23 protein-coding genes and 2 tRNA genes are annotated in these 26,249 nt (G+C 69.4%); 3 read left to right on the top strand and 22 right to left on the bottom strand.

Translation table 11 applies throughout. The features are described 5' to 3' along the window. Positions 1 to 12: 12 nt before the first annotated feature. The 8 genes from HMPREF0058_RS09190 to HMPREF0058_RS09160 all read right to left on the bottom strand — a co-directional run bounded on the left by HMPREF0058_RS09190 (position 13) and on the right by HMPREF0058_RS09160 (position 9,785). On the bottom strand, positions 13 to 2,985 hold the full coding sequence (locus HMPREF0058_RS09190) for a leucine--tRNA ligase (RefSeq protein ID WP_006549505.1): 2,973 nt from the start codon (positions 2,983 to 2,985) through the stop codon (positions 13 to 15). Positions 2,986 to 3,069: 84 nt separating this feature from the next. Beyond that, positions 3,070 to 3,567 (bottom strand): HIT family protein, encoded by a 498-nt coding sequence (locus HMPREF0058_RS09185; protein WP_006549504.1) that lies wholly within the window; start codon positions 3,565 to 3,567, stop codon positions 3,070 to 3,072. Between the two features lie 34 nt (positions 3,568 to 3,601). Further along, positions 3,602 to 4,336, bottom strand: a complete 735-nt coding sequence (locus tag HMPREF0058_RS09180) for a metal-dependent transcriptional regulator (RefSeq protein WP_006549503.1) — start codon at positions 4,334 to 4,336, stop codon at positions 3,602 to 3,604. Next, the gene (locus HMPREF0058_RS09175) at positions 4,333 to 5,070 is read right to left on the bottom strand and encodes a vitamin K epoxide reductase family protein (protein ID WP_006549502.1); all 738 of its coding nucleotides are present in this window, start codon (positions 5,068 to 5,070) and stop codon (positions 4,333 to 4,335) included. The genes HMPREF0058_RS09180 and HMPREF0058_RS09175 overlap by 4 nt, the downstream gene beginning before the upstream one ends. An 86-nt stretch (positions 5,071 to 5,156) precedes the next feature. Further along, positions 5,157 to 7,073, bottom strand: a complete 1,917-nt coding sequence (locus tag HMPREF0058_RS09170) for a metallophosphoesterase family protein (protein WP_006549501.1) — start codon at positions 7,071 to 7,073, stop codon at positions 5,157 to 5,159. Positions 7,074 to 7,080: 7 nt separating this feature from the next. Then, on the bottom strand, positions 7,081 to 7,938 hold the full coding sequence (locus HMPREF0058_RS09165; protein WP_006549500.1) for an HAD-IIB family hydrolase: 858 nt from the start codon (positions 7,936 to 7,938) through the stop codon (positions 7,081 to 7,083). A gap of 97 nt (positions 7,939 to 8,035) precedes the next feature. Then, on the bottom strand, positions 8,036 to 8,209 hold the full coding sequence (locus HMPREF0058_RS12165; RefSeq protein ID WP_006549499.1) for a methionine/alanine import family NSS transporter small subunit: 174 nt from the start codon (positions 8,207 to 8,209) through the stop codon (positions 8,036 to 8,038). Between the two features lies 1 nt (position 8,210). After that, entirely contained in the window at positions 8,211 to 9,785 is a 1,575-nt protein-coding gene (locus HMPREF0058_RS09160; RefSeq protein ID WP_006549498.1) for a sodium-dependent transporter, read from the bottom strand. 313 nt (positions 9,786 to 10,098) lie between these two features. On the opposite strand from HMPREF0058_RS09160, the gene deoD reads away from it, so the two are divergent. The 3 genes from deoD (at position 10,099) to HMPREF0058_RS09145 (ending at position 12,278) form a co-directional block, all read left to right on the top strand. Further along, entirely contained in the window at positions 10,099 to 10,815 is a 717-nt protein-coding gene (deoD, locus tag HMPREF0058_RS09155; RefSeq protein ID WP_006549497.1) for a purine-nucleoside phosphorylase, read from the top strand. A 48-nt stretch (positions 10,816 to 10,863) separates the two neighbouring features. Further along, positions 10,864 to 11,913, top strand: a complete 1,050-nt coding sequence (locus HMPREF0058_RS09150; protein WP_006549496.1) for an NAD(P)-dependent alcohol dehydrogenase — start codon at positions 10,864 to 10,866, stop codon at positions 11,911 to 11,913. Positions 11,914 to 12,023: 110 nt separating this feature from the next. Then, positions 12,024 to 12,278, top strand: coding sequence for a glutaredoxin domain-containing protein (locus HMPREF0058_RS09145; RefSeq protein ID WP_006549495.1), 255 nt, complete (start codon positions 12,024 to 12,026; stop codon positions 12,276 to 12,278). A gap of 69 nt (positions 12,279 to 12,347) precedes the next feature. On the opposite strand, the gene ppgK is transcribed toward HMPREF0058_RS09145, so the two are convergent. The 14 genes from ppgK to HMPREF0058_RS09075 form a co-directional block, all read right to left on the bottom strand. Continuing rightward, entirely contained in the window at positions 12,348 to 13,097 is a 750-nt protein-coding gene (gene ppgK / locus HMPREF0058_RS09140) for a polyphosphate--glucose phosphotransferase (protein ID WP_006549494.1), read from the bottom strand. Positions 13,098 to 13,272: 175 nt separating this feature from the next. Then, complete coding sequence (locus HMPREF0058_RS09135) at positions 13,273 to 13,791, bottom strand: NAD(P)H-binding protein (RefSeq protein WP_141560545.1); 519 nt, start codon at positions 13,789 to 13,791, stop codon at positions 13,273 to 13,275. 385 nt (positions 13,792 to 14,176) lie between these two features. Then, positions 14,177 to 14,249: transfer RNA gene (locus tag HMPREF0058_RS09130), tRNA-Ala, on the bottom strand. 41 nt (positions 14,250 to 14,290) lie between these two features. Continuing rightward, positions 14,291 to 14,363 (bottom strand) — tRNA-Ala (locus HMPREF0058_RS09125). Between the two features lie 92 nt (positions 14,364 to 14,455). Continuing rightward, on the bottom strand, positions 14,456 to 15,205 hold the full coding sequence (locus tag HMPREF0058_RS09120; protein ID WP_006549491.1) for a histidine phosphatase family protein: 750 nt from the start codon (positions 15,203 to 15,205) through the stop codon (positions 14,456 to 14,458). Beyond that, complete coding sequence (rsfS, locus tag HMPREF0058_RS09115; protein ID WP_006549490.1) at positions 15,202 to 15,612, bottom strand: ribosome silencing factor; 411 nt, start codon at positions 15,610 to 15,612, stop codon at positions 15,202 to 15,204. The genes HMPREF0058_RS09120 and rsfS overlap by 4 nt, the downstream gene beginning before the upstream one ends. 39 nt (positions 15,613 to 15,651) lie before the next feature. Then, positions 15,652 to 16,881 carry a hypothetical protein gene (locus HMPREF0058_RS09110; RefSeq protein ID WP_006549489.1) on the bottom strand — a complete coding sequence of 410 codons (1,230 nt, stop codon included), beginning with the start codon at positions 16,879 to 16,881 and terminating at the stop codon, positions 15,652 to 15,654. Continuing rightward, positions 16,874 to 17,554 carry a nicotinate-nucleotide adenylyltransferase gene (nadD, locus tag HMPREF0058_RS09105; protein WP_034234808.1) on the bottom strand — a complete coding sequence of 227 codons (681 nt, stop codon included), beginning with the start codon at positions 17,552 to 17,554 and terminating at the stop codon, positions 16,874 to 16,876. Before nadD ends, HMPREF0058_RS09110 begins: the two co-directional genes overlap by 8 nt. Positions 17,555 to 17,654: 100 nt before the next feature. Beyond that, entirely contained in the window at positions 17,655 to 18,968 is a 1,314-nt protein-coding gene (locus tag HMPREF0058_RS09100; RefSeq protein WP_006549486.1) for a glutamate-5-semialdehyde dehydrogenase, read from the bottom strand. Between the two features lie 104 nt (positions 18,969 to 19,072). Next, positions 19,073 to 20,233, bottom strand: a complete 1,161-nt coding sequence (gene proB, locus HMPREF0058_RS09095; RefSeq protein ID WP_006549484.1) for a glutamate 5-kinase — start codon at positions 20,231 to 20,233, stop codon at positions 19,073 to 19,075. Then, the gene (gene obgE, locus HMPREF0058_RS09090; protein WP_006549483.1) at positions 20,230 to 21,795 is read right to left on the bottom strand and encodes a GTPase ObgE; all 1,566 of its coding nucleotides are present in this window, start codon (positions 21,793 to 21,795) and stop codon (positions 20,230 to 20,232) included. Before obgE ends, proB begins: the two co-directional genes overlap by 4 nt. Before the next feature lie 136 nt (positions 21,796 to 21,931). After that, positions 21,932 to 22,189: a 50S ribosomal protein L27 gene (gene rpmA, locus HMPREF0058_RS09085; protein ID WP_006549482.1), complete on the bottom strand. Its 258-nt coding sequence runs from the start codon at positions 22,187 to 22,189 to the stop codon at positions 21,932 to 21,934. A 50-nt stretch (positions 22,190 to 22,239) separates the two neighbouring features. Beyond that, positions 22,240 to 22,560 carry a 50S ribosomal protein L21 gene (gene rplU / locus HMPREF0058_RS09080; protein ID WP_006549481.1) on the bottom strand — a complete coding sequence of 107 codons (321 nt, stop codon included), beginning with the start codon at positions 22,558 to 22,560 and terminating at the stop codon, positions 22,240 to 22,242. Positions 22,561 to 22,751: 191 nt separating this feature from the next. Beyond that, positions 22,752 to 25,895: an Rne/Rng family ribonuclease gene (locus tag HMPREF0058_RS09075; RefSeq protein ID WP_006549480.1), complete on the bottom strand. Its 3,144-nt coding sequence runs from the start codon at positions 25,893 to 25,895 to the stop codon at positions 22,752 to 22,754. Positions 25,896 to 26,249: the final 354 nt, after the last annotated feature.

Here is a 26,249-nt window from a genome sequence, read left to right as displayed (position 1 = left end):
ACTGTCCCAGGCTCACTCAGGCACGACCGAGACGAGCTTGGGAGCGCGCACGATGACCTTGCGCACGCCCTTGCCCTCCAGGGCACGCACGACGCCGGGAGCCGCCAGAGCAAGCTTCTCCAGCTCGGCCTCGCTGATGCCAGGGTCAACCTCGAGGCGGTCACGGACCTTGCCCTTGACCTGGACCACGCAGGTGACCTTCTCAGCCGCCAGCAGCGACTCGTCCTCAACCACCGGGAAGGCCTCGTGAGCCAGCGACTCCGTGTGGCCCAGGCGGTTCCAGATCTCCTCGGCGATGTGCGGGGCCACCGGCGCGGTCATGAGCGCCAGAGCCTCCACCGCCTCGCGCGGGACGGACTGCAGGCCCGTGAGGTGGTTGTTGAGGACGATGAGCTTGGCGATCGCGGTGTTCAGGCGCATGGCCTCGTAGTCCTCGCGCACGCCCACGATGGTCTTGGCCACCAGCCGACGCGTGGCCTCGTCCGCGGGAGCATCCACCACGGTGGTCTCGCCGGTGGACTCATCGACCACGTTGCGCCACAGGCGCTGCAGGAAGCGCTGGGCTCCTGCCACGGCGCGGGTGTCCCAGGGACGGTCCTGGTCCAGCGGCCCCATGGACATCTCGTAGACGCGGAAGGTGTCCGCGCCGTAGGCCTCGTACATGTCATCCGGGGTGACGATGTTCTTCAGGGACTTGCCCATCTTGCCGTACTCGCGGGTAACTGGCTCGCCCTTCCAGGTGAAGCCGGCGGTCTCATCACCCTCGACCTCGTCAGCCGGAACGTACTGGCCGCGGGAGTCCGTGTAGGCGTAGGCCTGGACGTAACCCTGGTTGAACAGCTTGTGGTAGGGCTCAGACGAGCTGACCACACCCAGGTCGAACAGGACCTTGTGCCAGAAGCGGGAGTAGAGCAGGTGGAGCACTGCGTGCTCCACGCCGCCGACGTACAGGTCCGTCCCACCGGAGGTGTTTCCGGTCTGCGGGCGCGGGCCCATCCAGTAGGCCTCGTTGGCCGGGGCGACCAACTCGGCGTCGTCGGTAGGGTCGATATAGCGCATCTCGTACCAGCACGAGCCGGCCCACTGCGGCATCGTGTTGGTCTCGCGGCGGTAGGTCTTCGGACCCTCGCCCAGGTCCAGGGTGACGTTGACCCACTCCTCAGCCTTGCCCAGCGGGGGCTCCGGGGAGGAGGTGGCGTCGTCAGGGTCGTAGGAGCGCGGGGAGTAGTCGGTGACCTCGGGCAGCTCGACGGGCAGCATGGACTCAGGCAGGGCGTGGACGTGCCCGTCCTCGTCCCATACCACCGGGAAGGGCTCGCCCCAGTAGCGCTGGCGGGAGAAGAGCCAGTCACGCAGGCGGTAGGTCACCGCGCCGCGGCCGTAGCCCTTGTCCTCCAGCCAGGCGATCATGGCGGCCTTGGCCTCGTCCTTGGACTTGCCGTCCAGGCTGATCTCCTCGTTGGCCGAGTCCACGGCCACGCCGTCGCCGGTGTAGGCGACCTCGGACAGGTCGATGCCGTGGGGGTCGTCAGCCGGCCCGATGGTCTGGACAAGGTCCAGGTCGTAGACGTGAGCGAAGGCGTAGTCGCGGTCGTCGTGGGCGGGCACCGCCATGATGGCGCCGGTGCCGTAGCCCATGAGGACGTAGTCGGCCACGAAGACCGGCACGCGCTTGCCGTTGACAGGGTTGACGCCCCACAGGCCGGTGAAGACGCCGGTCTTGGTACGGCCCTCGTCCGTGCGCTCAGCCTCGGTGGCCGCGGCGGCGTAGGCGCGGTAGGCGGCCACCGCCTCGCGCGGGGTGGCGTGCCCGGCCTTCCAGGCCTCGCGGGTGCCCTCGGGCCAGGAGACCGGCACGGTCAGGGCGGCGGCGTCCTCGGCCTGGCTGGCGCCCAGCAGGCCGCCCAGCAGCGGGTGCTCGGGGGCCACCACCATGAAGGTAGCGCCGAAGAGCGTGTCAGGACGGGTGGTGTACACGGTGAGCTCAGCGGCGGGCTGCTGCGTGGCGCCGTCTGCGGAGCCGGCCGTCTCAGCCAGGCCCTCGACGGCGAAGGTGACGTTGGCACCCTCGGAGCGGCCGATCCAGTTGCGCTGCATGGACTTGACCTTCTCGGGCCAGTCCACGGTGTCCAGGTCCTCGGCCAGGCGGTCACCGTAGGCGGTGATGCGCATCATCCACTGGCGCAGGTTGCGCTTGAAGACGGGGTAGTTGCCACGCTCGGAACGGCCCTCGCTGGTGACCTCCTCGTTGGCCAGCACCGTGCCCAGGCCGGGGCACCAGTTGACCGGGGCGGAGGAGACGTAGGCCAGGCGGAAGGAGTCGACGACGTCGGCCCGCTCCCCTGCGGTCAGGTCCTCCCAGCTGCGCCCGCCAGGCACCTCGACCTCGCCGGAGGCGAGCTTAGCCTCCAGCTCGCTCACCGGGCGGGCGGCGCCCAGGCCGCGCCCGTCGCGGCGCGGGGCGGTGGGGTCAAACCAGGAGTTGAAGATCTGCAGGAAGATCCACTGGGTCCAGCGCACGTAGTCCACGTCGATCGTGGCCAGGGAGCGGCGCGGATCGTGGGACAGGCCCAGCCGACGCAGCTGACGGCGCATGTTGGCGATGTTGGCCTCGGTGGAGATGCGCGGGTGCTGCCCGGTCTGGACGGCGTACTGCTCGGCGGGCAGGCCGAAGGCGTCGTAGCCCATGGTGTACAGGACGTTCTTGCCCGTCATGCGGGTAAAGCGCGCCACGACGTCGGTGGCGATGTAGCCCAGCGGGTGGCCCACGTGCAGCCCCTTACCGGAGGGGTAGGGGAACATGTCGAGCAGGAAGAACTTCTCCTTGGAGGCGGCCGGGCCTGCCAGGGCTCCCACGGGGTTGTCGGCGTTGAAGGTGCCGCGTTCCTCCCAGCGGTCCTGCCAGGCAGACTCGATAGTGTCAGCCAGCTTCGCGGTGTAGCGGAAGGGCGTCGCGTTCTCAGGTGCCTGCACGTTGTCCGTCATGTGGACCAGCCTATCGCCCCAGGTGCCGGGCCTCGGCGGCTGTCCGCCGCTCGGTCAGGCGAGAGTGGTCACGTCCGAGGCTGGTCAGGCCAGTGCCGGCGATCCCATCTGCGCAGGTACAAAGGCGCCCCAGCCGTCCTCACGCAGGCCCGCCCGCAAGAGCTCCATGGCCTGATCCAGCGCGGCGCCGTCGGCCTGACGAGCACGAGAGGGAGCGATATCCGCCGCCTCGTGCAGCGGCAGGACGTGGATGTGCAGGTGCGCGACGTCCATCCCGACCACGGCGATCCCGGGACGCACAGCCTTAAAGACCCGCACCTGGGTGGCAGCGATCCGCCTGGCGACCACGGCGAGGTGAGCGATCGTGGCGTCGTCGGCGTCGATGTAGGACTCCACCTGCTCGCGAGGCACCACCAGCACGTGGCCGGGGGTCTGGGGCTCGATCGTGGCGAAGGCGACGCAGACCTCGTCCGCCCACGCGAAGCGGCCGGGGATCTGGCCGGCGATGATGCGGGTGAAGACCGACGGCTCAGCGGGAGGCTCAGCAGGGCTCGGGGCAGCAGTGGTGGTCTGGTCGCTCATGGGCCCAAGCCTAGCCACCTGACCGGGCCCGGGCTCAGGCCACCACCCACAGGCTCCCGGCAGGCAGGACAACCTCCTGCTGACCGGCGCCCTGACGTGCCAGGGCGGCGCGCACCGTCGTCGTGCGCCGGGCCCGCCCCGAGCCGGAGGAGGCACTGCCCCGCGTCACCACGGTGACCGGGACATCGAGTCCGATCCCCGCCTGCGAGAGCTCGCGCAGGACGACGGCGTCGTCACGGATCCGTCCCACAACGACGGTGCGCCCCACGGCCACCGTCTCCACCGCGCGCAGGGCGGGGACCACCACCCGCCCGTCCTGAGTGGGGATGGGGTCTCCATGCGGGTCACGCACCGGGTGGTCCAGCGCCCGGTCGAGAGCCTCCAGGAGGCGCTGCGAGCAGGCGTGCTCCAGGTCCTCCGCCTCAGCGTGGACCTCGTCCCACTCAAAGCCCAGGCGCTCCACGAGATAGGTCTCCAGCAGCCGGTGACGACGCACGATGCTCATCGCCCGCTCCCGCCCGGCCTGGGTCAGGGTCACCGCCCGGTAGGGCTCGTGCTCCAGCAGCCCGGCCTCAACCAGCCGGGCCACGTTCTCCGAGGCGGTCGAGGGCGCCACACCCATACGCCGGGCGAGCCCGGTCACCGAGGCCCCCGCCCCGCCCCACTCGCAGGCCGCCCACACGGCCTTGAGATAGTCCTGGGTGACGGCCGAGTCCTCCCCGCCGGTCCCCTGGTCCGCGCCACCTGACCGCTTGCTGCGCTCGCTCATCGCAGCAGCGCCACCCATCCGTCCCAGAAGGCGATCAGGATGATCGCCACGACGATGACGTACATGGCACCGGCAATCCACCACCGCGCCTGCCAGACCCGACGCGCCGCCGCCTCGGGCAGGCCCAGGTGCCCGCGCAAGGCGGCCTCGCCCCAGGTCGCGGCCGCCGTCGGGATCGTCACCGCCCAGATCACCATGCAGAAGGGGCACAGCTTGCCGAAGGCAAGGACCGAGACTCCCAGGAACCAGGCCACGCAGACGATCGCGCCGACCGTCCCCGCCACCATGCCCCACCACATCCACCGTGGCAGCCGCACGCCTGAGGCCAGCAGCAGGCCCAGTGCCAGCAGGATGGCAAAGGCCATGGCGCCGATGAAGGAGTTCGGCACGCCCAGCAGGTTGCCCTGCCACACGTTGAAGGTGTCACCGCAGGAGACCAAGGGGTTGATGTCACAGGTGAGATCAGCCAGCGGCTCGCGGATGATCTTCAGCTCGCTGACTATCAGCTCCCAGCTGGCCGCGATGCCGATGAGGGAGGCCACCACCAGCAGGAGGGCGTAGGAACGCGAGGAACCAGTGGCACGCCGCCAGGCCGGGACCGCCTCAGCCTCCTCTGCCCGCTCCAGGCCGCCGGGAGTCGCCTGGCCGTCCTCCGCCCGGACCGAAGCAAGGTAAGCCTGCAGCTCGTCCTCGCTCATCGCGTCGATCTCTGCCTCGGTCGGTATGCGAGCCATCGCGGTCCTCCTGGCTCCATGGTCTGCGGCGCCGAGCGGCGCGCGCCCCATTGTGCCCTACCTGCCTGGAGGGTCCAGGTGACGGTTCAGTCCCCGGAGACGATCTCCAGGGCCGCTTGGGACGCGCCCTGCCAGCTCGTCCCCACCGGTGGAACCTCGTTCCAGGCGCCCACCGTCACCGAGGCGTCGGTGTGGATAGTCACCGCGCGCCAGCCCAGGAGGCGCCCCTCCTCATCGAAGGCGAGCACATGCAGGTAGGCGTCGGACTTGAGCTTGCCCACCGAGGTCCCGCCCAGTCCCGCACCGGCACGCAGCTGGGCCACCGGCCCCTGCGCGCCCTCGGACACACTCATGCCGTACTCCTGGTGGGAGTGCCCGGCGACCAGCAGCGGGGCGCAGCCGGAGGAGATGAGAGGCGAGAAGGTGTAGGGCTGGTGGATGAGGACCAGGTCGACGTCGCTGCCCGGCTCACAGCTCACCTCGGCCAGGCGCTGGCCGATCTGCTCGGAGTTCTCCTGCCCACGCTGGTAGTTGCGGCCGGCAGGGGTGCGGTTGGCGTCGACGTCGCCCAGCACCCGTAGCCCGCCGACCTCCTGAACCGTGCCGTCGGTCACCGTCCAGCCGCGCGAGCGCAGCTGCTGCCCGGTTTCGTCAGAGTCGTGGTTGCCGATTGTGGCCACACGCGCCACGCCGCGCGGGACGGCCGAGGTCAACGCGTCCACGCACAGCTGCTCGGGGTTGGAGCCAGTCATGGTCAGGTCACCGTCATCAAGGTGTACCTGTGCCCCGGCCAGACGGTCGAGCTGGCCGGCCAGGGTGATCATGTCGAGGTTGCAGTGCAGATCGGTGGACAGCACCGCCGTCGTCGCGACGTGCTCACGCACGGCCAGACCACCGGTGACCAGGGGTGCCTGGGTCGCCTGCGCGGTCGCAGTCTCCTGCGCCTTCCCGCCGGTGAGCTCGGAGGCACCCGGCTGCGGGCTCGGCAGATCGTCAAGCTGCTTAGCCACCAGCGCGTCAGCCTGGGCGCGCAAGGCCTGCGTGTCCACGGCCGCGTCAGCGACCGTGACGTCGACCAGCCCGTCGACCTCCTGCGAGGCCTGCCAGGCCGCCGTCATATTGGCACCGGCCTTGGCGTAGAAGGCCTCGTTGTCGTCAATGACCTCACGTACCTTGGGCCCGTAGGCCTGGACAACGTCCGCCAGGCGCCCGGACAGGCGCGCGCCCTCCAGCGGCGTACCCGCCAGGACGGACAGGGTGGTGCCGGTCGAGGTGTGCGTGCCCAGCGCAGGTACCAGCAGGGCCAGGACCGTGCCGACGGCGGTGACGGCCGCCAGACCCGTGGCCATGCCGTGGCGCATGGAGGCCAGCAGCGAGTCCCGCAGGCGTCCTGAGGTCGCCAGGCGCCCCACAGCCACCAGGCACAGGACCAGGGAGGCCACCAGTCCGGCTCGGCGGACGGCGTCGGCCAGCAGGGCCCGCAGTCCCGCCTTGACCGTGAGGTCCGGGTGAGAGACGAGTGAGACGTAGGACGAGGCGTCGGTGGACAGGGTCTGGCCCAGCGTCGAGGCGTCGACCTGGGTGCTCGTGCTCTCGGCGGGAATCTCGCCGAGGACCACCTCGACGCCGATGACTCCGGCCGGTGAGTCCAGCGAGGCCTGCCCCAAGGGGCCTAGGTCCAGGGTGATCTGGGAGTCCAGGGTGGTGGACCACCGGGCCGTGTGGGGACCGATCGGCGAGCTGGCACTGGCCGTGACCAGGCCGATCGCCACAGAGAGGACGGCGGTGACCGCCAGCAGCACGAGGGTGCGCGTGACCTTGCGGAAGGCGACCGTGCGCGAGGACCACCAGCGCCGTCGAGCCTGGTGCGCCCTGGCCAGCGGACGGGTCAGCGTGTGCACCGCTGCCCGGGCCCTGGCGCGGCGATCCTGGTGGGCCCCGGTCGACTGTGAGGCTGGCTGCTGGGAGCTGGGCTCGGCGTCGGAGCGAAGCGTGGAGGTCACCGTAGCCTCAGGCCTCCTGCGTGCTCAGGCGCTGGGCGGCCAGGCGAGCGGCCAGCTCGGTGACGAAGGTGACCGTGTCCTGCCAGCCACCCACGGCGTGGCAGGCCACGCCCAGGGCCTTGACCGGGTAGTCGTTGCCGTCCGGGTCGAGCCGGTCGCCCACGAAGAGCATGTCATCCAGGCTGATCCCCGTGACCTCGGTGAGCCGGCGCATGCCATAGGCCTTGTCCACACCCTTGAGCGTGATGTCGACGCTGGTGGAGCCTCCTGAGCGCACCTCCAGCTCGGACAAGTAGGGGGCGACGGCGTCGCGCAACATCGCCTTCTTCTCCCCCGTCGGGTCCCAGGCGCGCTTGGCGTCGATCGGGGCCTCCTGGCCCAGTGCCGAGAAGGTGATCTGGCTGCCGCGATCCTCCAGGACCGGCCCCCAGGTCTCCTCCTCCCACAGCCCCAGGCGGCGGGCCTCACGCTCAACGACGGCGAAGCCCTCCTCGATCTGGGCAGGGCTGAGGTCGTTGGAGTAGACCAGCGTCCAGTCGTCCTCGGTGTCGCCGGTAGCAGCCGGGGCGTGGGTGTAGTAGCGGGTGCCGCAGGTCGGCATGAGGTGGAGGCGGGAAAGCTCCTCGCTCGTGGCGCCCAGGTGAGCCAGGACCTGGTCGCGGAACTGCTTGATCTGGCCGCCGGAGATGATGCAGACCTGGGCCTGGTCCAGCAGCAGGCGCAGCGCCACCGCCATCGGCTCCGGCATCGCGGTCTTGGAGGGGGCCAGCGTGTCATCCAGGTCGAAGGCGACCAGGGCGGGCAGCTGCGTGGCGTCGTCGGCCTCGACGGCCGCGGCGGTGCTCTCAGGCGTCGTCTCGCTCATGGCCGCATTGTGACGCACGGGCCCGCCACCAGGAAAACCGGTGGCGGGCCCGTGTCGGCGCGTTGCCCAGGGGCTCAGCAGCAGGTGGGCAGCGTCCTCAGGACTGTGGAGCGCCTTCACACAGGTGGGCGTGGGCGCGGGCGAAGGCTGCCGCGCGCTCCTCGTCCTCCTCGCGCTGGCCGCGTACCAGGAGCGCGGTGACCGAGACGGCCAGACCGCCCCACAGGACGACGATGGCGATGAGCATGAGGATGATCGCGGGTGCGTGCATGTCACTTCACCCCCTCAAGAACGTCCAAATCAGCCGGGGTGAAGTCGTCCACCGGAGTACGCCAGGGAACAGCCGTGAGCACGACCGTGCCCACCGCGACCACAAAGAGCATGCCCCAGCCGAAGACCGCCTCGAAGCTGCGGGCGTAGGCGTAGCCCTCGGTAGCGTAGGACCACACGGTCTGGACGAACATGACGCCGAGCAGCACCGGGATGACGACGGCGACCAGCAGACGCCACCAGCCGCGCACCAGGCGGGTCTCGGAGACGAGGTTGAGGTGGCGCTGGAGGACCTTGAGACGGCGCAGGACCAGTCCCAGACCCACGCAGACGATGAGGGCCGAGGCTACCACGCCGATGTTGTTGATGAAGGCGTCCACGACGTCGAGGTCGTACAGGCCCGAGGAGGTGCCGAACAGGACGAAGGAGAGCACCGCGGAGGGGATGCCCGTCACGAGCGTCGCCTTGAGGGTGGGCCAGCCGAACTTCTCAGCCACGCCGGCGCTGACCAGCTGAATGATCGAGATGAAGGAGGTCAGTCCCGCCATGGCGAAGGAGCCGAAGAACAGGACCCCGAACAGCGGGCCGCCGGGCATCTCGGAGATGACGGTCGGGAAGGTGACGAAGGACAGGGCAACCCCTGAGATGCCCTCCAGATCGGCCACGCCCACGCCCTCGGAGTGCGCCATGAAGCCCAGGGTGGAGAAGACGCCGATGCCGGCCAGCAGCTCGAAGGAGGAGTTGGCGAAGGCCGCCACCAGTCCCGTGCCCACCAGGTTGGAGCGCGGACGCAGGTAGGAGGCGTAGGTGAGCATGATGCCGAAGCCCACGGACAGGGAGAAGAAGATCTGGCCGAAGGCAGCCATCCACACGCGGTGGTCCCCCAGCGCCGACCAGTTGGGGGTGAACAGCTCGTTGAGCCCCTCGGTGGCGCCGGGCAGCAGCAGGGCGCGGACCACCAGCACCATGAACATGACCACCAGCAGCGGCAGGAAGATCTTGTTCGCCTTCTCCACCCCCCTGCTCACGCCGCGAGCGATGGTGAACAGGCCGAAGACCCACACGAGCAGCAGCGGGATGACGACGCCGAGGACCGGCTGGGCGGAGTAGCTGGGGCTACCAGAGTCGGGCAGCTCGCTCAGGCCGATGTAGGAGTTGAAGAACCCGCCGGCGTCACTCCCCCAGGCCGTGTTGAGGGAGAAGAGCATGTAGCGCAGCGACCAGGCCACGATGACCGCGTAGTAGGTCATGATGACGAAGCAGATCATGACGTGGAACCAGCCCAGCCACTCAAAGCGCTTGGAGATGCGACGCAGCGCGGTGGGTGAGGATCCCCGGTAGCGGTGGCCGGTGGCGTAGTCGAGCAGGAGGATCGGGATACCCGCCGCCAGGAGAGCCACGATGTAGGGAACCATGAAGGCGCCGCCGCCGTTGGTGTAGGCGACGCCTGGGAAGCGCCAGATGTTTCCGAGCCCCACCGCTGAGCCGATGGCAGCCATGAGGAAGCCGAGCTGGCCGCTCCACTGCTCACGCTCGACGCCGGCGACCGGCGATGGAGAAGAGGAGGTGGCGGACATGGGTGGTTGACCTTCCTGAAGGAGGGGATCCTGCCGTAGGACCATGCCTGCGGTCCTCGTACAGGCCGGGCAACGGTGTGCCCGGGGCGGGAACTCAGGAACGCTAACGCCGACCGGCGACCGAGCAGAGACTGTCCCACATAGTGGAATCGCGGGCCGTGCGACCGCACGTCCTCCATCGACGCAGCTCGTCAGGCGCTGCTCGCTCGAGCGCTGCACGCCTGTGGGAGACTGGGACCGTCGCAGACCCGGGGCACACTTCCCTGAGCCCTGCCGCGGCCCCTGACCCACTGCACCGCCACAAGGAGACACCATGGCCACTCCTCATATCAACGCCGAGCCCACCGACTTCGCTCCCGCTGTGCTCATGCCTGGCGACCCCAGGCGCGCCCAGCGCATCGCCGAGTCGGTCCTGGAGTCTCCCCGCCTGGTCAATGACGTGCGAGGCATGCTTGGCTTCACCGGGACCTACCAGGGCAAGCCGCTGAGCGTCATGGGATCAGGCATGGGCCAGCCCTCCTTCTCCATCTACGCCACCGAGCTGTTCAGCCAGTTCGGCGTCGAGCGCATCATCCGCGTAGGCACTGCCGGCGGTATCGGCGAGGACGTCAAGGTTGGCGACGTCGTCATCGCCACTGGGGCCCACACTGACTCCGCTATGAACCAGCTGCGCATCCCCGGGGTCAGCTTCTCCGCCGTCGCCGACTTCCGCCTGGCCATGGCCGCCTACCAGGCCGGGGTCGAGGCCGAGCTGGGCGATCGCCTGCACGCCGGCACGATCATCTCCCGCGACCACTTCTACTTCACGCCTGAAGGCCAGACGGACAGGCTCGCCCACTACGGAACACTGTGCGTGGAGATGGAGGCGGCGGCCTTGTACGGCGTGGCCGCCGAGTTCGGCAAGCAGGCACTGGCCGTGCTCACGATCTCCGACCATCTGCTGGACCACTCCGCGGACATGGACGCCTCCGAGCGCGAGACCCGCTTCCAGGACTCACTGCAGCTAGCCCTGGCCGCAGCGCTCAGCTAAGCCATACGCTCTGTTCACGATCTCTACCGTCCGTCTCAAGGAGCCCTCATGCCCCAGGTCTATGCCTACGCCTGCGAGGACGAGCGCAGCATCTTCCACCGCACCACCATCGAGCTGCGCGAGCCCGCGGACAACGAGATCTACTTCGAGATCAAGTACGCCGGCATCTGCCACTCGGACATCCACACCGCCCGCGGCGAGTGGGGACCAGCCACCTACCCGCTGGTACCCGGCCATGAGCTGGTCGGCGTCGTGACCAAGGTCGGCAGCGCCGTCACCAGGTTCCAGGTGGGAGACAAGGTGGGCGTGGGCTGCATGTTCGCCTCTTGCAAGGACTGCGAGTACTGCCGTGCCGGCGAGGAGCAGTTCTGCAACAACCCTCACGCCTACTTCACCTACGGCCGCGATGCCCAGGGCAACCCCACCACCGGCGGCTACGCCCAGGGATTCACGGTGCGTGAGGACTTCGCCTGCCGCATCCCTGACTCCATCCCCTTCGAGACCTCCGCTCCCCTGCTGTGTGCCGGTATCACCACCTACTCCCCGCTCAAGCGCTGGGGCGCTGGTCCGGGCAAGAAGGTCGCCGTGCTCGGCATGGGCGGACTGGGGCACATGGGTGTGCAGATCGCTGCCGCCATGGGCGCCGAGGTGCACGTCATCTCCCACTCGCGCTCCAAGGAGGCTGACGGCCTGCGCCTGGGCGCCTCGTACTACCACGCCTCCAGCGAGGAGGGTGCCCTGGAGGCCCTGGCCTCGACCTTCGACGTCATCCTGTGCACGGTCAGCGCCTCGGACCTGGACTACACGGCCTATATCCGGGCGCTCAAGCCCTACGGCGTCTTCGTGGACGTCGGTCTGCCCGAGGTGCCGGCCAGCATCAGCCTCAGCGCCCTGGTGGGCGGCAACAAGATCCTGGCGGGCTCCAACATCGGCGGGATCGCTGAGACCCAGGAGATGCTGGACTTCTGCGCCGAGCACGGCATCCACCCGGTGGTGGAGATGATCGGTGGTGAGGACATCACCGAGGCCTACAACAAGGTCACCGCCTCTCAGGTCCGCTACCGCTACGTCATCGACACCGAGACCTTCAACGACTGAGCCCGAGGACGGTGGCGTCGTCACGTCCGAGGTCCAGGCGCCCGGAATAACGCGTTCCCGCCCCGTGTTCCTCGCCTGACCAGACAACACCACCGACCAGGGAGATCCTTATGGCTGAGTCGACGATCGAGTTCTACGGCGCGCAGTGGTGCGGCGACTGCCGTATGGCCAAGCGGGTGCTGGAGGACCTTCAGGTCCCCTTCACCTACCACGACCTGGAGAAGGACGAGTCCGCGGTTCAGGCAGCCATTGATATCAGCGGCCAGAAGCACATCCCGGTCATCCAGTTCTCCGACGGCACCTTCCTGGTCGAGCCGAGCAAGGCTGAGCTCACCACCAAGGTCAAGGAGCTGGGCCTGGCCTGAGCACCAGCACACGAGGGCCGACGACGCAGGTGAGCTACGTCGTCGGCCCTCGTGCGTGCGTGGCGCGCCTCAGGACAGGCGCGAGGCGGCGTAGGCGGCGCCGACGATGCCGGCGGTGTTGAGCAGGGCCGCCGGCACGATCGGGGTGCGCAGGTCCAGCAGCGGCAGGAACTTCTCATGCTTCTTCGAGATGCCGCCGCCCACAACGAACAGGTCTGGGGAGAAGAGCATCTCCACGTGGGAGTAGTAGCGCTGCAGACGCTTCGCCCACTTCTTCCATGACAGGTCCTGCAGCTCCTTCTGGGCTGAGGAAGCACGCTTCTCCGCGTCGTGCCCGTCGATCTCCAGGTGCCCGAGCTCGACGTTGGGAACCAGGGTGCCATCGACGATGACCGCCGAGCCAATCCCCGTGCCCAGGGTCGTCACGATCACGGTGCCGCTGACCCCCTTGGCCGCACCAAAGGCGACCTCAGCCAGTCCTGCCGCATCGGCGTCGTTGAGGGTGTGGCAGGGGCGGTCGAGGGTCTTGGTCATGAGCACATCGACGTTGACCCCGACCCAGGACTGGTCGAGGTTGGCCATGAACGGAACCGTGCCGTGGATGATCGGGGCCGGGAAGGAGACGCCTACCGGCGTGCCCGGCTCGACCTCCAGCGCATCGATGATCTCGCGGCACACCCCGGCCACGGCCTCAGGCGTGGCCGGCATCGGGGTCGGGATACGCACGCGCTCGCCGATGAACTCCCCCGTCCCCAGGTCCACCAGGGCGCCCTTGACGCCAGAGCCTCCGATGTCGATCCCGCATCCAACCTGCCGCATGGCTTCCTCCTCAGTTCCTGGCTGCGATTGTGCCGCGCTTGGCCCCTCCAGGTTACCTGGGCAACCTTGGCCGCACGCCGGGTTCTCGGCTGCGCGGGCCATATGCGCTGCCCCTCGCGATCTCGTAGCTCGTCTCCGACGGTGTGCTGATCCTGCTCACCGTGATCGACGGCGATCAGGCGATGAACGCCTCGGTCATCGCCTCCAGCGCCTGACGAACATCCTCGGGCTCGCTAGCCAGTGGCAGGGTGTCACGGTCATGGACTCCCTCAAGGCCGGTGTCCACCTCCAGGGCAGCAAACAAAGCCTCCAGGTCCCTCGTCGCCTGCCCCGTCGTCGCCACCAGCTCCAGGGTCTTGCCCGTGGCCGCGGTGGAACGAAGGCTGGCAACGAGGACCTGAGCAATCTGGGCACGCGAGACGACGCCGTGGACGCCGTCAACCGCCCTGCCGAGAGTCTCAGGCCGGGACGTGTCAGCGACGATTACCTCGACCTCGTCCGGGAACATCCCAGCCTCGGAGTCATCGCGTACGAGCGCGCGTGCACAGTCCCGCGGCCAGCACGCCGCCCGGACGGCGTGCTGGCCGATGCTGCCCGAGGTACCAACCACCAGAACCCGCCCACCGGCAGGCACGGTCTCGGCACCAACGAAGCGCCCAGATGCGGATTGTGATGCAGTCTGAATCTGAGTCATACGGTAACCTTATAAGCCAGGCCGCCCACATGGGAGGAACTATCGGTATGCCCTTCCGCAGATCAGTACCAGCACCACGTCTGAGGTCGCCACGCAGGCCTCAGATCCCATTGCCCGATGGGCCAGCGCCTTCTCGATGACTACGTGCGCTACCCGCCACGCAGGGCACGCACCAATCGCCCACGCACGTACCAATCACCAAAGCGCCCCACAGGAGCCCCCTGCGCTCCTGGTCTGCCAGCTGCAGGCACAGGCACAGCCGTGGGCACAACAGCCGCAGCCGCAGGCGCAGCAGCCTCGGGCACGACGGCCCCATGCGCCCGGAAGCCACACGCACGCCAGCAAGACGAAAGCCCAGGCTCGCAAGCCTGGGCTTTGGTGATCGTGGAGCTAGGGGGATTCGAACCCCCGACCTCTTCCATGCCATGGAAGCGCGCTACCAACTGCGCCATAGCCCCGAGATGGGAGACCGCTGAGAACTGACGTTCCAAGCAGATCGTGGAGCTAGGGGGATTCGAACCCCCGACCTCTTCCATGCCATGGAAGCGCGCTACCAACTGCGCCATAGCCCCGAGATGGGCGTCCACCCTCGCGGGCGACGCGGATAACTGTAAGGAAAAAGGCCCGCACGGAGCAAATCCGCACCGCGTGCGGTACCTCACCCTCACGCGAGGAAGGCCCCGATCGCCCCCTGTCCCTGCTCGCCGGATCCAGCAGCACCACCAGCACCGGCCGTCTGCCCGCCACCGGCGTTCCAACACACAAGGGTCCACCCAGGCGTGCGAGAACCAGAGCGCAGCACCGCGTGATGGCAGTTGTCCAGGCCCCGCAACCCGAACCAGCCTCCCGGGTCCAGGCCCAGCAGGTACGTGGTGCCCAGAGTGATCGCAGCCCCATGAGCCACCACGACGACGGGACCGCGCCCCGCGCCCGTTCCTGCGCCTGCGCCCTCAGCCGTGCTCGCGCCGATGGTCCCCTGAGTACTCTGAGCCTTCTTCTGCTGCCCAGCCAAGCGTTCTAGCGCACGTCCCACGCGCTGGGCTGTGTGCGCACGCGTCTCCACGTCCAGCCCTTCAGGGTCCTCCCCCGCACGCCAGCGGGCGTACTGGTCAGGCCACCTGGCCTGGATCTCCTGGCGAGCCAGCCCTTCCCACTGACCGAAGCTGCGCTCAACCAGCGCCTCGTCGCTCTCCACCGGCAGACCGGTCAGCGCCGCGAGGCAGGCCGCCGTCGACTGGGCACGCTCAAGCGGCGAGGAGACGATCCGGCTCGGGGACAAGCCTGCCAAGGCCGGCGCCGCAGCACGCGCCTGCGCCAGCCCCGTCTCGTTGAGGCAGATATCAACCTGTCCCTGGACGCGCCCGGCGACGTTGTAGTCCGTCAGCCCGTGGCGCCACAGGATGAGCTCGCTCACCGCACTGAGTCGGCCGCGCCGCCCTCAGCCGCGCCCGAGCCTGCCAGCACGTCAGCGGGCAGCTCCACGAGCGGGCAGTCCTTCCACAGCCGCTCCAGGGCGTAGAACTCCCGATCCTCGGTCTGCTGGACGTGGACGACGACGTCGCCGTAGTCGACCAGCACCCAGTGCGCCTCCTCGAAGCCCTCGCGCAGCTTGCGCTTGGCTCCGGCCTTGATCATCGCCTCGTCGACGGCGTCGACGACGGCACGCACCTGCCGGTCGTTGGCGGCGGAGACCACGAGGAAGACGTCCGTCAGCGCCAGGCGCTCAGAGACGTCGATCGCAATGATCTCCTCAGCCTTCCGGTCAGCGGCCGCACGCGCGGCGGCGATCGTCAGCTCGATTGCTTCGGGGGTGGCAGGCACGTGTCTTCTCCGTGTCGGGGTCGGTGGCCAGGTAGTCGGTCAGGACAGCAGCAGCTTGAGCTGCTCAAGCGATGGCAGATTCTCAAGCCCCGGCGCGGCGCTGGTGCCCGTGTTGCGCCCGAGGTAGAACCACAGGAGGGTCCCCACCACCAGCACGACCACAAGGACGAGCAGCGCAATCAGGAGGTGGTGGGTCAGCGGGAACCCCTGCCGTCCCTGGTCCTCAGCCTCCCTGGCGCTGGGGACCTCTGCCCAGTCGGGCTCAGGCGCGTGGGCCCAGGCGTGCTGCGCACCATCGGCAGCACGGTGGGAGTGGTGCGACGGTGCCGCAGCGGGAGCCTGAGCATCCTGCGTGTGAGAGGGCGAGGCGTCATCCTGACGCAGCGCCTTCCACTGCGGGGTCTCGATGGTCTGGCCCTCCCCCATCACCTGCACGGCACTGAGCTCACCGGTGGAGGAGTCCACGGTCCGTACTCCCTGCACCGAGGCAGGGATACGCACGATGGGGCGGCGCGTCGGCGTCGTCGGAGCAGCAGGCTCAGGTGACGACGGCGTAGCCGCCTCCTGTGCCGCAGCGGACGCAGTCTCCTGAGCAGCCGGCTCGGCCGGGCTGAACGGGGTCGGGGCAGGCTGCGCAGCGGCGTCCGGGGCGCTACTGGTAGCCGGGGCAGGGGCGGGCGTGGCCGTCGTCGCGACGTAGCCGTAGGAGACCGCAGCGGGCGCCTGCGCAGGCTGGGCTGCGCGGTCCAGAACCGATCGACGCTCAGGAACCGAGGCCGGCTCGGCCACGGCAGGGCTCGCGGCGGTCGGCACCGCGTCAGGCCGGTCGGCAGCAGGAAGCACGCCCGTGGGGACCTCGGCGAGAGCCTCCTTCTCAGCGGTGTCCGGTCCCGACGTCGTCCAGGCAGCCTCGGCAGCGACAGGCTCCGGTGAGGCCGCGGACTCAGGTGCCTGGTGCTCAGCGGGGACCGCGGCGTGGGTCCCGGTGGCGGACAGCGAGGGGACGTCGACGTTGGGCTGGTCCGCCAGCGGGTCCTGCAGCGCCTTGGCCTGCTCCAGGGTGATCTCTCCGGCGGCAACCGCTGCGCGCAGGGCCTCCGCCTCCTCACGCAGGCGCTTGAGCTCGCGTCGGGTCAGCAGCGGCTGCTGGCCAGTGAGCAGCGCCTCACGCTCAGCCTGTCGCTCTGCCTGTCGGATCGCTCGCCGGGAGCGACGCGGCGCGGCACCGTCCGCCTGATCCAGGTGACCAGTCTCGCTGTGCTCACTCACCGTTGTTCTCCTTCCGAAGAGACTGCGACCGCGCCACGCGCGCTGTCATGGAGGGCGTCGGCCCTGCTTGCTGGCTCACACGATAGAGCCCGTACTTACGGATGTACTGCACCACACCGTCAGGAACGAGGTACCACACCGGTGCCCCGCGCCCCACGCGGTTACGGCAGTCAGTCGAGGAGATCGCCATCGCCGGTACCTCGACCAGCGAGACCCCGTCCTCAGGCAGACCAGGATCGGCGAGCACGTGACCAGGACGGGTCACACCGACCAGGTGCGCCATGTTGAAGATCTCCTGGTTGTCCTTCCAGGTCAGGATCTGCGCCAGAGCGTCTGCACCGGTGATGAAGAACAGCTCAGCACCAGGATACTCGGCAGCAATGTCCCGCAAGGTATCGATCGTGTAGGTGGTCCCGCCCCGGTCGATATCCACCCGCGAGACCGTGAAGCGGTTGTTCGAGGCCGTGGCGATCACCGTCATGAGGTAGCGGTGCTCGGCGGCCGAGACCCGCCGGTCCCGCTTGAAGGGCTGAGCCCAGGTCGGCACAAAGATGACCTCGTCCAGGTCGAAGACGTTCTGGACCTCAGAGGCCGCCACGAGGTGACCGTGGTGGATCGGGTCGAAGGTGCCGCCCATGATGCCGATGCGCAGAGGTCGGGAACCCTGGTCCACGTGTCTTCCTCCCGCTTCAGCCAGGTCCGTCAGGCCTGCTGTGCTGCTCGATCCCACCGCGCCGGACGCGCGGATGGCCCCATCCTGCCACGAAGCGCCCTCAGGGGCGCACATGCCCCTCTCCCTCGACCAGCCACTGGGTGGTGGTCAGGGCCGCCAGACCCATCGGGCCTCGCGCGTGCAGCTTCTGGGTGGAGATCCCCAGCTCGGCTCCCAGGCCCAGCTGGCCTCCGTCAGTAAAGCGCGTGGAGGCGTTGACCATGACGACGGCGCTGTCCACACCGGCGGTAAAGCGGCGCACCACCGCCAGGTCCTGGGACAGGACGGCCTCGGTGTGTCCGGTGGAGTAGCGGCGGATGTGCTCGGTGGCCGCATCGACGTCGTCAACCACCCGCACAGCCAGGTCCAGGCTGCCGTACTCGGTCTCCCAGTCCTCCTGGCTCGCCGCCACGAGCAGCTGGCTCGCACCGGCTGCCACGGCCTCCTGCTCAAGGATCTCGCGCGTGGCGTCATCGGCGTGCAGGACCACGCCACGCTGCCACAGCGCGCGGGCGGCCTGAGGCAGGTAGGTAGCGGCCACCTGACGGTGGACCAGGAGCGTCTCAGCTGCGTTGCACACGCCCACGCGCTGTGTCTTGGCGTTGACGATGATCGCCACCGCGTCCTCCAGCACCGCCGAGGCGTCCACGTAGACGTGGCAGTTTCCTGAGCCCGTCTCAATCACCGGCACCGAGGAGGACTCCACCACGGCCTTGATGAGCCCGGCCCCGCCTCGCGGGACCAGGACGTCAACGAGCCCGCGCGCCTGCATGAGCGCACTGGCCCCGGCGCGCCCGGCCGGGTCCACCGTGGCCACCAGCTCCGGCGGAAGACCGGCTGACTCCAGCGCGCCGCGCAGGGTCGCCACGATCGCCGCGTTGGTGTGCTCGGCCGCGTGCCCACCGCGCAGCAGGACGGCGTTGCCGGACTTCAGTGCCAGGGCCGCGACGTCCACGGTGACATTGGGGCGGGCCTCGTAGATGACGCCGACGACGCCCAGCGGCACGCGCAGGCGACGCACCCGCAGCCCGTTGGGCAGGGTCTGGCCATCGATGACCTGGCCAACCGGGTCTGGCAGGCTCGCCACCTCGTGAAGGGCCGAGGCGATCCCTGACAGACGCTCTGAGGACAGGGCAAGACGGTCGACCAGCCCTTCCTTCATCCCCTCCTGGCGCGCACGCTCCAGGTCGACGGCGTTGGCCGCCAGGATCGCAGGCTCCTGCTCGAGCAGGGCCAGAGCCATCGCGGCCAGGGCGGCGTCCTTGACCTCACGGGTCGCCCCAGCGACCTCACGCTGTGCCGCGCGCGCCGAACGAGCCAGCGCGGCGACGAAATCAGTGGCCTGGGAGGGATCGAGGGTGGGGTCCGCAGTCATGGGTCCACCCTAGAAGACATGCGCTACACAGCCGAAACACCGGGTGCTCCGCGCCCTGCCAGGCGCAGGGGTAGCCACCAAGGCGCAGTGCCCGGGGGCGTGCCTCAGGCCCCTAGCCCGTGCGGCAGCTCGGCGAGGTCGTCGCGGTGGACCACCGGAGTCACGTGGTCCGGGACCTCTCCCCCGCTGCGACGCGCCTGCAGGACCTCGTCCAGCTCTGCGGAGGCGTACCGGCAGATACCTCGCGCCAGCACGCCGTCGGGCCCCACGACCTCAACGACCGCACCCGATTCGAAGTTCCCGGCCACCCCGGTGACCCCGGGTAGCAGGAGCGACTTCTTGCCCACCGTCAGGGCCTGGGCGGCACCGGCGTCGATCAGCACCCGTCCCTCAGGCACCGAGGCGTGCGCCATCCACAGGCGGCGGCTGGGGCGGTGCGGCCCGGTGGCCGAGAACCAGGTCCCCAGGTCCGCCGGGACTCCGTCGGTCCCCAGCAGCCTCACGGCGTCGTCAGCGCTGGCAATGACCGTGTCCGTGCCTGAGGCGCAGGCGATGGTGGCTGCCTGCAGCTTGGTGCGCATGCCTCCCGTACCCAGGGCGGATCCGCGCATGTCAACGTTGACGCCTTCCAGGTGCGTGACGTCGGGAACGAAGCGGATCGGCGTGGCTCCCGGTGTTCCGGGCTTGGCCGTCCACATCCCGTCGACGTCAGTGAAGAGCACCAGGACGTCCGCGCTGACCAGGTGGGCCACGAGCGCGGCCAGGTGATCGTTGTCCCCGAGGCTGAACTCGGCGTTGGCCACGGCGTCGTTCTCGTTGACCACGGGCACCGCCCCCATGGACAGCAGGGCGTCAAAGGTGGCGCGCACGGTGCGGTAGTGACGCCGTACAGCGACGTCCTGCGCCGTGAGCAGCACCTGGGCGGTGACCTGGCCGTAGGCGCTCATCGCCGTCTGCCAGCGAGAGACGAGCCGGCCCTGACCCACGCTGGCCGCTGCCTGAAGCAGGCGCAGCTCGCTGGGGCGCTCATCCATCCCCAGCGCTGGCAGCCCGGCTGCCACCGCGCCGGAGGAGACCAGGACAACGTCGTGACCGCGCCTGCGCAGCCCGGCGATGAGCCGGGTGAGGATGTCGATCCGGTTGAGGTTGAGCCCACCGTCCTCACGGGTCAGGGAGGAGGATCCGACCTTGAGCACCAGCCGCGCGCCAGCCGGCAGCGCGGTGGGGCGGGTGGTCGCGGTGTACCCGGCGTCCTGCGTGCTCACTGGTGCTCCTCCTGCCAGGACGGATCGGTCCACAGGCCCTCAGCGGCTTCCTCACGCAGCTGGCGCCGCGCTTCCTCCTTGGCGTCCATCGAGGCGTGGTACTGCTCGCGACGCTCGACGTTGGTGCGGCGGTGGTAGTCCTCCACGCGCACGTCCGTCCCACGCGCCCCCAGCAGCTCGGCCCCGGCGGTCACGGTGGGCTCCCAGGTGAACAGGACACCGCCCTCGATCTCGCCGATGAGCACTGAGTCGCCAGCGTGGGCGCCCGCGCGCACCAGCTCGTCCTCCACCCCGGCGGTGGCTAGCCGATCAGCCAGGTAGCCCACGGCCTCGTTGTTGGTGAAGTCGGTCTGGCGCACCCAGCGCTCCGGCTTGTCCCCGCGGACCTGGTAGACCTGCCCCTCGCTGGGGTGCTGGATGAGCGCCACACGGGCCACGGCCTCACCACCGCGCCGTCCCACAGCAGCCGGGCGGATCACCGGGCGCTCAGGCGCGGCGATCTCAGGCTGGGCAGCACGGGCGGCCTCAACCAGCTCCGCCAGCGCGAAGGACAGCGGCCGCAGCCCCGTGTGGGCGACGGCGGAGACGGTGAAGACCCTCAGGCCGCGATCCTCAATGTCCTCGCGCACGAAGTCGGCCAGCTCCTCGGCCTCCGGCACGTCCACCTTGTTGAGGACCACCACGCGTGGTCGTTCCATGAGCGGAACCCGTCCGGTCAGGGACGGATCTGACTCCGCCTCGCCCAGGCCGTCGGCATACGCGGCCAGCTCGGACTCGATCGTGTCCAGGTCGCTGAGCGGGTCGCGTCCCGGCTCCAGCGTGGCGCAGTCCAGCACGTGGACGATCACCGCGCAGCGCTCAATATGCCGCAGGAAGTCCAGTCCCAGGCCCTTGCCCTGCGAGGCGCCGGGGATGAGCCCGGGCACATCGGCGATCGTGTAGCGGGTGGCGCCGGCCTCGACCACGCCCAGGTTCGGAACCAGGGTGGTGAAGGGGTAGTCGGCAATCTTGGGCCGAGCCGCGCTCATGGCGGCGATAAGCGAGGACTTGCCGGCGCTGGGGTAACCCACCAGAGCAACGTCCGCGATGGTCTTGAGCTCCAAGACCACGTCCAGCCGGTCCCCCGGCTCGCCCAGCAGGTGGAAGCCGGGCGCACGCCGCTTGGAGGAGGCCAGGGAGAAGTTGCCGCGGCCGCCGGTCCCACCGGCTGCCACCACCACCCGGTTGCCGGCCTCGACGAGGTCGGCCAGGACCTCGCCCTCAGACGTCTTGACCACGGTGCCGGTGGGCACGGGCAGGACCAGGTCCTCGCCGTCGACTCCTCGTCGCCAGTTACCCATGCCCGGGGTACCGCCCTTGGCGCTGCGGTGTGGCGAACGGTGGTAGCTCAGCAGCGTGGTGACGTCCGGGTCAGCCACGAGGATGACGTCGCCCCCGTGACCGCCGTCGCCGCCGTCGGGTCCGGCCAGCGGCTTGAACTTCTCGCGGTGGATCGAGGTGCAGCCGTTGCCACCGTCGCCTCCAGCCACGTGGAGGACCACTCGGTCGATGAAGCTAGGCATGTCTCCTCCTGGGGACGACGGCGGGGCGCGGCTAGCAGCATGAGTCGCGCGAGGCTGTGGTGAAGGTCAGGTTAGACGCCGCGAGGGCGGACGGCCGAAGCCGTTCGCCCTCGCGAAAGCGTGATGTGTGTCAGGCTCAGGCCTGCGCAGCCACAACGTTGACGACCTTGCGGCCGCGGTGCGTGCCGAACTCAACGTTGCCGGCAGCAGTGGCGAACAGGGTGTCGTCGTTGCCACGGCCGACGTTGTTGCCGGGGTGGAAGTGGGTGCCGCGCTGGCGGACGATGATCTCACCGGCGCCGACGAACTGGCCGCCGAAGCGCTTGACGCCCAGACGCTGAGCGTTGGAGTCACGGCCGTTGCGGGAGGAACCAAGACCCTTCTTGTGTGCCATGTCAGGCTTCTTTCTGTCGAGCTGATGCGTTCAGGATGCCGCGTGGGCGGTCACTTGATCGCGGTGACCTTGACGGCCGTCAGCTGGGCGCGGTGGCCCTGGCGCTTGCGGAAGCCCGTCTTGTTCTTGAACTTGAGGATGTTGATCTTGGGGCCCTTCTCGTCGCCGATGATCTCGGCCTTGACGGAGGACTTGGCCAGGTCGGCAGCAGCGGTGGTCACCGCGTCGCCGTCCACAAGCATGACGGGGGCGAGGGTGACCTCGTCGCCGATCTCACCGGCAAGCTTGTCGACAACCACGACGTCGCCGACGGAGACCTTCTCCTGACGGCCGCCGGCCTTGACGATCGCGTAGACCACTTGAATGCTCATCTCTGTCGAAATCTTCGGACACACCCTGTCAGCGCGTGGCGCTCGGCGGGGCATGTCTCCTGGGCAAGGTGCGAGACGCACCGGCGGATTACTTTATGCGATCCACCCTGGCTGGCCAACCTGAGCAGGCCCGTGACGGCTGTGTTCTTCCGCACGGTCCTGCCAGGTCGGTCACCTTCCGGGCAGTGCGCTCAGTCCTCGGACTGGCTGTCGCCCTGCGCCGCGGAGTCCTGGGAGCCGGCAGCCTCGGCCTGCTCCGCAGCATCCTTGTGGGCATGCTCGGCGGCCGCCGCGATCTGGGCCAGCGCCCCGCGGACTGCAGCGCGCGTGGCGTCGTCCGCGACGTCGTCGGCGTCCGGGCCCTTGCGTCCCCGGCCGCGCGACTTACCCGACTCGCCCTCACCCTTGCCACGACGGCTCTTGGACGCGCTGCGCGAGGCGGAGACGGACATATCCGCCTGCTGGTTCTCCACGGGGTTGTCGTGGACGATGAAGCCGCGCCCACCACAGCACTCGCACGGGGTGGAGAAGGCCTCGACCAGGCCCTGTCCCACGCGCTTGCGGGTCATCTGCACCAGCCCCAGGCTCGTGACCTCGGTGACCTGGTGCCGGGTGCGGTCGCGTCCAAGGCACTCCACCAGACGGCGCAGCACGAGGTCACGGTTGGACTCCAGGACCATGTCGACGAAGTCAATGACGACCATGCCGCCGATGTCGCGCAGACGCAGCTGCCGGACGATCTCCTCAGCCGCCTCGATGTTGTTGCGGGTGACGGTCTCCTCCAGGGTGCCGCCAGCACCGGTGAAGCGCCCGGTGTTGACGTCGATGACGGTCATCGCCTCGGTGCGGTCGATGATGAGCGTGCCGCCGCTGGGCAGCCAGACCTTGCGGTCGAAGCCCTTGGCCAGCTGCTCGTCGATGCGGTGGGCGCTGAAGACGTCCTCCGGGCTCACCCAGTGCTCCAGCCGGTCGGCCAGGTCCGGGCTGAGCTCGGTGACGTACTCCGAGATCGTCTTCCAGGCGTCAGGACCCTGGACGATCAGCTTGCGGAAGTCCTCGTTAAAGACGTCCCGCACCACACGCACGGCGAGCTCGGGCTCCCCCTTGAGCAGGACAGGAGCGCGGCCGGAGCCGGAGAGGATCTGCTTGGACTTCTTGTCGATCGCTGCCCACTGGGTGGCCAGGCGCTCGACGTCAGCCCGCAGCTGCTCCTCGCTGGCCCCCTCGGCGGCCGTGCGCACGATGACGCCGGCGTCGTCGGGGACGATCCGCTTGAGGATGCCCTTGAGGCGGTGACGCTCGGTGTCCGGGAGCTTGCGCGAGATACCGGTCATGGTGCCGCCGGGCACGAGGACGAGGTAGCGCCCGGCCAGGGTGATCTGGCTGGTCAGACGTGCCCCCTTGTGACCGATCGGGTCCTTGGTGACCTGCACCAGGACCGTGTCCCCGCTCTTGAGGGCGTCCTCGATCCGGCGGGGCTTGCCCTCCATGCCAGCGGCGTCCCAGTTGACCTCGCCGGCGTACAGGACGGCGTTGCGCCCCTTGCCCAGGTCCACGAAGGCGGCCTCCATGGAGGGCAGGACGTTCTGGACACGGCCGACGTAGACATTGCCGACCATCGAGGTCTGGGTGTGGCGGGCGACGTAGTGCTCGACGAGCATCCCGTCCTCCAGGATGGCGATCTGGTTGAGGCCGTCCTGCTCGCGCACGATCATCTGGCGGTCCACCGACTCCCGGCGCGCGAGGAACTCGGCCTCTGTGACGATGGGACGACGACGTCCTGCGGCCCGCCCCTCGCGGCGGCGCTGGCGCTTGGCCTCCAGACGGGTCGACCCCTTGAGGGCCGTCACCTCGTCACGCACGTCGCGACCAGAGTCCGAGCGCGAGCGGGAGCGACGACGCCGGCGCCGACGGGAGCTGGCCGAGCCCTCCTCACCAGCGCTCTCGGTGGTCTGGCCAGGCTCCTCGGACTGCGGCTCGGAGTCCTCACGCTCCTCGCGCGCGGCCTCCTCCTCAGGCTCCGAGCCCTTCTCGGTCTCGGAGGCCTCCGCGCGGGAGCGGGACCGACGTCCGCGCCCGCCACGACGGCGCTTGCGGCGCCCGTTGGTGGAGTCCTCCTGGTCCTCGGTCTCCTCCTGGGAGGCCTCATCAGGCTCGGCCGGTGCGGACGCCTCCTCAGGCTCCGGGGCGTGCTCGGGGGCCGACTGGGCCGCCGTGGCCTTACGGCGACGGCGCCCACGCTTGGCCGGCCGGCTTTCCTCGGCCTCCGGCTGAGGCTGGGCGGCATCAGCAGGGGCATCCTGCTCCTCGCCGTCCTCCTGCGGCTCAGGAGCGGCCGTCGGAGCCGCCTGGGCGGCCGTGACCTTACGACGACGGCGGGCACGCGTGGGGTCCGGGGCCTGGAAGAGCAGCGAGGCAGCCGGGAGGAAGGCCTCGGCCTCCTCGTCCTCGTGCTGGGCCGGGCTCTCCTCGACGTCGTCGTCCTCCTCGTCCTCCTCGATCTGGTCAGCCGAGGGTGCCGAAGGAGCGGAGGAAGCAGAGTCGGCGGACTGCAATGCGTCCTGCTCCGCCGTCGGCGCTGACACCTCGGCGGCCGGCTCCTCGTCAGAAGCCTCCTCAACGTCCTCGGGGGCCACGATGGTCTCAACCACCGGGGCGGCGTCCGAGGCAGCCTGGACGGCCATCACCCGGCGGCGATGGCGCGTCGTGCTCCGGGAGCGGGAGACAACCTCCTCCTCGTCCTGGGACGAGGAGGCTGCGGGAGACGGTGAGCCTGGAGCCACCGGAACGACCTCATCCTGAGGCTGCGGGGCTGGGGCAGGTGCGGACTGGGTGGCAGTGACCTTGCGTGAGCGACGCGGGCGGCGCGTGGTGGCGCCGGTCTCCGGCTCCGCGGCGGTGACCGGCGCGGTGGTCTGCGATTCCGCCTGGGCCGGCTTGGTCTGCTCAGGCAGGTCGGACTCGGTAGCCTCGGCGCCCTTCGCGGAGGCCTTCGCCTTGGTCGAGGCCGCGGTCTTACGGGTGCGAGTGGTCGTGGTCTTGCGCGTGGAGGACTTGCTGCGAGAACGCGCCTTGGGGGTCTCCTCCGCCGCGCCCTGCTCGGGCTCCTGGGGGTCAGCCGTCTTGTCGTCCTTCTCGGCAGCCTCGTCCTTGTCGGACGCGGAGGAGGTCTTGGTGGCGGTCTTGCGCGAGCGCGTCGTCGTGCGACGGGTGCGCTTGGCAGGGGCCTTGGCGGGCTCCTCGGCGGCAGGCTCCTGCGAGGCTGGCTCCTGGAGGCCCTGGGGCTCCTGCTCGTCAGCTGACTCGACCGAGCTGTGGTCTGAGGTTGTGGTCATGGTGCGATGCACTCTCCGGGCACCGCGGTTCTCGTCGTACCTACGAGACCGCGGCACGGTCATGCTCCGGGGCGGAGCAGAAAGTCTGCGTATGCGCCTTGCGGCGCCGGCCGTCGTCGTCACCCTCACGCGTCGGGACCGCAGCAGCGCTCAAGGCGGCGCAAGGCTCCCGGACGGGGTGGACCACGAGGTTCGGACACCGGGGGCCGGTACGTGACACCCGGGGCCACGGCGAGTATCCCACACTCACCGCCTCCCACCCACCTCATGACCACCCCGCAGCCATCGCCTCCAGCGGAATCGCCCGGCCTTTCAAGGACTTCAAGGCCTAGGACCTTAGTCCCCACGTCTCTC

The sequence above is a fragment of the Actinomyces urogenitalis DSM 15434 genome (assembly GCF_000159035.1).
Lineage (GTDB): Bacteria > Actinomycetota > Actinomycetes > Actinomycetales > Actinomycetaceae > Actinomyces > Actinomyces urogenitalis.
Note: the sequence above shows the minus strand (reverse complement) of the source record. Positions and strands in the feature narration are given on the sequence as shown.

Bases quoted from the DNA above. Each gene is read 5' to 3' on its own strand.
- rplU (WP_006549481.1), bottom strand. From the start codon at position 22,560: ATGAGCATTCAAGTGGTCTACGCGATCGTCAAGGCCGGCGGCCGTCAG.
- HMPREF0058_RS12165 (WP_006549499.1), bottom strand. From the start codon at position 8,209: ATGCACGCACCCGCGATCATCCTCATGCTCATCGCCATCGTCGTCCTG.
- HMPREF0058_RS09165 (WP_006549500.1), bottom strand. From the start codon at position 7,938: ATGAGCGAGACGACGCCTGAGAGCACCGCCGCGGCCGTCGAGGCCGAC.
- HMPREF0058_RS09160 (WP_006549498.1), bottom strand. From the start codon at position 9,785: ATGTCCGCCACCTCCTCTTCTCCATCGCCGGTCGCCGGCGTCGAGCGT.
- HMPREF0058_RS09180 (WP_006549503.1), bottom strand. From the start codon at position 4,336: ATGAGCGAGCGCAGCAAGCGGTCAGGTGGCGCGGACCAGGGGACCGGC.
- rpmA (WP_006549482.1), bottom strand. From the start codon at position 22,189: ATGGCACACAAGAAGGGTCTTGGTTCCTCCCGCAACGGCCGTGACTCC.
- deoD (WP_006549497.1), top strand. From the start codon at position 10,099: ATGGCCACTCCTCATATCAACGCCGAGCCCACCGACTTCGCTCCCGCT.
- ppgK (WP_006549494.1), bottom strand. From the start codon at position 13,097: ATGCGGCAGGTTGGATGCGGGATCGACATCGGAGGCTCTGGCGTCAAG.
- HMPREF0058_RS09100 (WP_006549486.1), bottom strand. From the start codon at position 18,968: ATGACTGCGGACCCCACCCTCGATCCCTCCCAGGCCACTGATTTCGTC.
- HMPREF0058_RS09185 (WP_006549504.1), bottom strand. From the start codon at position 3,567: ATGAGCGACCAGACCACCACTGCTGCCCCGAGCCCTGCTGAGCCTCCC.
- HMPREF0058_RS09150 (WP_006549496.1), top strand. From the start codon at position 10,864: ATGCCCCAGGTCTATGCCTACGCCTGCGAGGACGAGCGCAGCATCTTC.
- HMPREF0058_RS09075 (WP_006549480.1), bottom strand. From the start codon at position 25,895: ATGACCACAACCTCAGACCACAGCTCGGTCGAGTCAGCTGACGAGCAG.
- HMPREF0058_RS09190 (WP_006549505.1), bottom strand. From the start codon at position 2,985: ATGACGGACAACGTGCAGGCACCTGAGAACGCGACGCCCTTCCGCTAC.
- HMPREF0058_RS09175 (WP_006549502.1), bottom strand. From the start codon at position 5,070: ATGGCTCGCATACCGACCGAGGCAGAGATCGACGCGATGAGCGAGGAC.
- HMPREF0058_RS09145 (WP_006549495.1), top strand. From the start codon at position 12,024: ATGGCTGAGTCGACGATCGAGTTCTACGGCGCGCAGTGGTGCGGCGAC.
- HMPREF0058_RS09135 (WP_141560545.1), bottom strand. From the start codon at position 13,791: ATGACTCAGATTCAGACTGCATCACAATCCGCATCTGGGCGCTTCGTT.
- obgE (WP_006549483.1), bottom strand. From the start codon at position 21,795: ATGCCTAGCTTCATCGACCGAGTGGTCCTCCACGTGGCTGGAGGCGAC.